The organism is Corallococcus praedator, from assembly GCF_003612125.1.
GTDB classification, from domain to species: domain Bacteria; phylum Myxococcota; class Myxococcia; order Myxococcales; family Myxococcaceae; genus Corallococcus; species Corallococcus praedator.
In genome coordinates this window covers 1-5,143 of sequence record NZ_RAWI01000543.1, presented here as the reverse complement: position 1 = coordinate 5,143, position 5,143 = coordinate 1, and the positions used below count along the sequence as shown (strand labels likewise).

The window sequence follows — 5,143 nt, the reverse complement described above, 5'->3', positions numbered from 1 at the left end:
CCGCCGCCGCTCGTGGTGGGCATGACCATGTCGTCCACCACCAGCGCGGGCTCCTTCGCCGCGCCCGTGGGCAACACGGCCTACGGCAAGGCCAACGGCACCGCGAAGGACCCCAAGGAAGTGAAGGGCTACTCCGCGCCCAAGTACGTGCCCGTGTACCAGGTGGACTCCGAGCCCACCGTCGCGTCCGAGGTGAAGATTCCCTACCCGGACGAGGCGCGCCGCGCCGGCATCGAGGGCACTGTGACGCTGTCCATCACCATCGACGCGGAGGGCAAGGTGGGCACCGTGAAGGTCATCTCCGGTCCCGGCTACGGCCTCAACGAAGCCGCGCGCGATGCCATCCGGCGCTTCCGCTTCAAGCCCGCCATCAAGGGCGGCGAAGCGGTGGCCACGGAGATGAAGTACTCGTACACGTTCCTGCTGGACTGAGCGGACCGCCGGGCCTGGGGGCCTGGGAAGGCCCCCGCCTACTGTGGCTTGAGCGCGCGGCGCATGATGTCGCCCAGCGCCAGCAGGTCCTCTTCCGGCATCGAGGCGATGAAGGGCGGAGGCAGCGCCATCCGCGCCATCAGCCGACCGCGCAGCTCCGCGCCAGCCTCCGTCAGCACCAGCATCTTCACGCGCCGGTCCTGCTCGCTGCTGCGCCGCTCCACCAGCTTGCGCGCCTCCAGCCGGTCCACCAGCCCCGTCACGTTGGACGCGTCGCACGACAGGTAGGTGGCGAGCGTGCTCATCGCGAGCGCGCCTTCGCCCAACTGCCGCAGGACGTGCGCCTGCACCGGGGACAAATCAAACTCCGCCGCCAGCGCGGGGAAGTTGCGCATGTGCGTGTGCAGCAGCTCGAACAGGAGCGTCCACGCCTGCTGCGCGAGCCCCACTTCCGCTTCTTCCGCACCTTGAGCACGGGCCTCCGGCGGACGCCCTGCCTGCTCGCTGTGACTTTCGCCAAGTCCGTTCATGGTCCCTTCACACTAATTCACACGAGTCGCATAAACAATTGACACCCTCAACCTTTGACGGGTACTACATTCCGGATATTCCATCATCCGACAGTGCGGAGTACTTTCACGGGGCTCCAGGGTCGGATAGATGACGCAACGCAGTCGTCCATTGGACGGATCCGCCTCGCGCTCCCGCGGGTCGGTGAGGAGGTCAAGGCGGTATGAGTACCCTTCTGGCGCTTTCCCTGTCGGCCGCCCTGGCCGCAGCGCCTGTACTGTCGCTGGACGAGGCGCTGGAGTCGGCCCGTCAGCAGAACCTCGATTTGAAGATTGCCCAGGAGCGCTTCGAGCAGGCGTCCCTCGCGACCCGCAAGGCCTGGGCTGGCTACCTGCCGACCATCAGCGTGGGTGCGTCCATCACACGCAACAACGTGGCGGCCATCATCCCCGCGGGCACCATCGCGCCGGTGGACATCACCATCCAGCCGCTCATCCAGCAGGGTGCGCAGGCGGAGATTCGTCAGGCCATCATCGCGCCGCAGCTGTGGGCGGGCATCGCGGCCTCGTACAAGTCGGTGAAGCTGGCGGAGCTCAACACGCAGACGGCGCGCCGGCAGGTGCTCTTCGGCGTGGCGCAGGCCTACTACGGCGCGGCGGCGCAGCAGGAAGCGCTGCGCGCCCAGGAGCGCCTGTTGGAGCTGACCCGGGCGCGGGAGAAGGACACCCAGGCCCGGTTCGACGCGGGCACGGTGACGCGCGTGGCGCTCCTGCGCGCGCAGCTGGATCGCTCGCGCGCGGAGCAGGACCTGGTGCGCGCGAAGAACGCGCTGGCGGGCCTGAAGCTGGCGCTGGGCACGCTCATCCAGAAGGAGCCGGACTTCGACCTGGCCCCGCCGCCGGAGCCGCAGGTGCCCGCGCAGGCGTCGCCGGACGACCTGGTGAACCAGGCGATCCAGGAGCGCTCGGACGTGCAGGCCGCCGAAGTGGGCCTGAAGCTGACGCGCATCAACAAGACGGGCGTCATCCTGAGCTACCTGCCCACGCTGGGTGTCACGGGCGCGTACCGCATCGCGAACGCGGCGGGCTTCACGGGCCAGAACGAGACGTGGGCCATCACCTTCGGCGCCAGCTGGACGCTGTTCGACGGCGGCCTGCGCGAGGCGAACCTCTCCGAGGCGTCGTCGCGCGTGCGTGAGGCCACCGTGAGCCAGCAGCTGGCCCAGGCCCGCGTGAAGGAGGAGGTGCGCCGCTCCAAGCTGGACCTGGAGAACGCGCTCGCCAACCGCTCCAAGGCCGAGGAGGCCCTGGGTCTGGCGCGCGAGTCCAACCGCCTCACCGACGTGAGCTTCCAGGCGGGCGTCGCCACGTACCTGGAGGTCGCGGACGCCAACACCTCGCTCACCAACGCCGAGGTCGGCTTCGTGTCCGAGCGGCTCCAGGCGTCCCTGGCCGCGCTGCGGCTGCTCAACGCGCTGGGCTCGTTCGAGTCCGGTTCGGTGCGCAAGGAAGCGGCGGCCCTGGGCGCCAAGCCCGGCGCCGGCGTGTCGGCGCAGCCCCAGCAGCAGCCCGCTCAGCAGCAGCCCGCTCCCGAGCAGCAGCCGGCGCAGCAGCCCGCGCCCCAGCAGTAGGTAGCAAGGTGTGAGGGGAAATTCCCGGCGCCCATCCTGGGGCGCCGGGTCCCCTGCCCTCCCGGGCGAGAAGCAGGTCCCGCGTTGTGGTGGCCCGGCGTCAGCCCCACCCTCCAGACAGGACCCGCTTCCACGAGGAGGGAATCATGGCGGATGCATCCTGGGGCAACTGCAAGAGCTGTCGCTTCTTCGCCGGCAACAGCGACGAGCCGAGCGATGGAGAGGTCCAGAGCTGCAACCAGTCCGAGCTGAAGCAGTTCGCGCTCCTGGTGTCGGGCGACAGCGGCTGCAACGCATACGAGGCGTACGTCGGCGAAAGCGTCCCCATCGGCGAGGAGCCCGCGCCGTCCATGCACTGACGCCGCGTGTCCTTCCACCCCCTCGCGACGCCGCGTCGCGAAGGGGGCTCAGGTGCCCGTGGCTTCGTGGATGACCCGGGGCACGGCTTCCGGCTCGTGCGCGTAGTAGATGCGCTCCATGAGCTTGCGCTGGTGCACCAGGGGCTTGTCGTACTTGTCCAGCCGCATGCCCTTGTGGCTGTAGGGCGTGTCCGCGACGGTGGGGATGAAGCGCGCGTCATCGCGCACCTCCCACCAGGTGAGGCCCAGCGCGGCCTTCGCGGCCACCGGCAGCAGCGGCTTCAAGAGCGGTGTTGACGTGCGCAGGAAGGAGAAGACATGCAGGCGCGTGGTGCGCGCCGTCTCCGGCACGAAGAAGATGTGCGCCTGCGTGATGAAGGGGCGGGGCATCCCTTCCGCGGACTTCCAGTGGATGGTGTAGATGCTGCGCACGGGGTCGAACCGCGTCACCCAGTCGTTGTGGAAGTAGTCGCCGTCGCGCACCAGCAGCAGCTTCATGATGGGCGCGGGCCGCTGCGGGGCCCGGTAGTGCACCTCCGTGTGGTCCGCGTGGTTGTGCGCCTCGAACTCCACCGCCCCCGTCTGCGCGCCGCTCCACCCCAGCCGCGTGTGGACATAGGGCGTGTGTTCGTCCTCGCTGAAGTTGTCGAGCGCCACGTGCAGCGGCGCCTGGAACAGCGTGGAGAAGGTCCCGCCGAAGAAGTAGTCCTCCCCTGACAGCTCCGGCATCGCGGACACGGGCGTGTTCGCGTGCGCGAGCCACAGGTAGCCATGGCGCTCCACCACCTGGAAGCTGCGCGCCTCGCAGTGGCGCAGCTCCGGCTGGCTGGGGTTGGTGCCGTGGCCGCGCGAGTCGAAGCGCCAGCCATGGTACGGGCACTGGAGCTGGCCCTCCTTCGTCACCGTCCCCTTCGACAGCGGCGCGAAGCGGTGGGGACACGCATCGGACAGGGCCGCGGCACGGCCGGTGGCATCCCGGAAGAGCGCGTAGGCGTGCCCGGCCAGCTCCACGCGAACAGGGCGCTGGCGGAGCTGACGGGCGGGGAGCACCGGATGGAAATGCCGGACGACGTCGGGGGTAGGCTCCATGGAAACGGCAGTATAGCGGCCTGTCGGCGCTGACCCCGGGTGGGTCCCCTGGAGGCCGGCCGATGTCCGCAAGGCGTTGGGAGGTGGCCCCGGAGGGTGGCATAGACTGCCGCTCCGTGAGCGCTCCCCTCCCCTCCCGCCACCGTGCGCGCTGGTTCGCGGCGGCCGTCCTGGTCGTGCTGGCGGTGCTCGTCGTGGGAGCGGTGTTGTATGTGCGAGGCGCACTTCCTGCGTCCGTGCCCGTCGCGGCCGGGCCCTTCTCCTCCACCGACTACGCGCGCGCCCTGGACCATGTGCGCCCCAGCGGGGACCTGGACTTCGTGGGGCTGGGGCGGGACCGCGCGGCGCTGGAGCGGTTCGTCGCGTCGCTGGCGTCGGTGTCGCCGCGCCTGCGGCCGGAGCTGTTCCCCACGCCCGAGGACAGCCTGGCGTACTGGATCAACGCCTACAACGCGCTGGTGCTGCTGCAGCTCGTGGAGCGCCATCCGGAGGGCGTTTCGTCCGCGTGGTTCGGCCGCTTCTACTGGGGCCACGCGTGGCCGGTGGGCGGCGAGCGGCTGACGCTGTGGGCGCTGGAGCAGCGCATCCTGGGAGAGTACGGCGACCCGCGCGTGCACTTCGCCCTCTTCCGGGGGACGCGGGGCGGGCCCTCGCTGGACGGCGCGCCCTACCAGCCGGAGTTCCTGGACGCGCAGCTCAACGACGCCAGCCGCCGCTTCATGGCCAGCCCCCGCCACGTGCGGCTGGAGGGCGACACGGTGCACCTGGCGCGCCTGTTCCAGACGCGCAAGCAGGACTTCCTCGCCGCGCTGCCGGAGGGCCGGGGCGGCAACGTGCTCCAGTTCGTCTGGGCCTTCCTGCCGGACACCTGCGAGGAGCGCCCGGGCTGTGACACGCGCGGCGACCTGGACCGCGCCTGCGGGCCCAAGCTGGACACGTGCCGCGTCACCTTCATGCCCGAGGACCTGTCGCGGCCCGACGTCGCGGACGCGGCCTCCCGGCGCTGAGCGGCCCTGCTAGCGTCCCCACGCGCGCACGGACGAGGAGGCACGGGGACATGACGACGGGAGCGGTGTGGCTGGCGACGTGGCTGGTCATCGGAGCAGGGGCGGGAGCAGGGGCG

General features: G+C 70.4%; 6 protein-coding genes. 4 read left to right on the top strand and 2 right to left on the bottom strand.

Annotated elements, in window-relative coordinates:
• Positions 1–432, top strand: a 432-nt coding sequence (locus D7Y13_RS38305) for an energy transducer TonB (RefSeq protein WP_147452596.1), incomplete at its 5' end; no start/stop codon positions are given.
• Positions 433–470: 38 nt separating this feature from the next.
• On the opposite strand, the gene D7Y13_RS38300 is transcribed toward D7Y13_RS38305, so the two are convergent.
• Entirely contained in the window at positions 471–962 is a 492-nt protein-coding gene (locus tag D7Y13_RS38300; RefSeq protein WP_120533543.1) for a MarR family winged helix-turn-helix transcriptional regulator, read from the bottom strand.
• A 203-nt stretch (positions 963–1,165) separates the two neighbouring features.
• Between D7Y13_RS38300 and D7Y13_RS38295 the strand changes: the two genes are divergently transcribed.
• Both D7Y13_RS38295 and D7Y13_RS38290 read left to right on the top strand, forming a co-directional pair.
• A complete protein-coding gene (locus tag D7Y13_RS38295; RefSeq protein ID WP_120533542.1) occupies positions 1,166–2,572 on the top strand; it encodes a TolC family protein in 1,407 nt (468 codons plus the stop codon).
• A 146-nt stretch (positions 2,573–2,718) separates the two neighbouring features.
• The gene (locus D7Y13_RS38290) at positions 2,719–2,931 is read left to right on the top strand and encodes a hypothetical protein (RefSeq protein WP_120533541.1); all 213 of its coding nucleotides are present in this window, start codon (positions 2,719–2,721) and stop codon (positions 2,929–2,931) included.
• Positions 2,932–2,979: 48 nt separating this feature from the next.
• Here D7Y13_RS38290 and D7Y13_RS38285 read toward each other — a convergent pair whose 3' ends face one another.
• Positions 2,980–4,020, bottom strand: a complete 1,041-nt coding sequence (locus D7Y13_RS38285) for a Rieske 2Fe-2S domain-containing protein (protein WP_120533540.1) — start codon at positions 4,018–4,020, stop codon at positions 2,980–2,982.
• 116 nt (positions 4,021–4,136) lie between these two features.
• Here D7Y13_RS38285 and D7Y13_RS38280 point away from each other — a divergent pair, with 116 nt between their 5' ends.
• Positions 4,137–5,027 (top strand): DUF547 domain-containing protein, encoded by an 891-nt coding sequence (locus D7Y13_RS38280; protein WP_233596014.1) that lies wholly within the window; start codon positions 4,137–4,139, stop codon positions 5,025–5,027.
• Positions 5,028–5,143 lie beyond the last annotated feature (116 nt).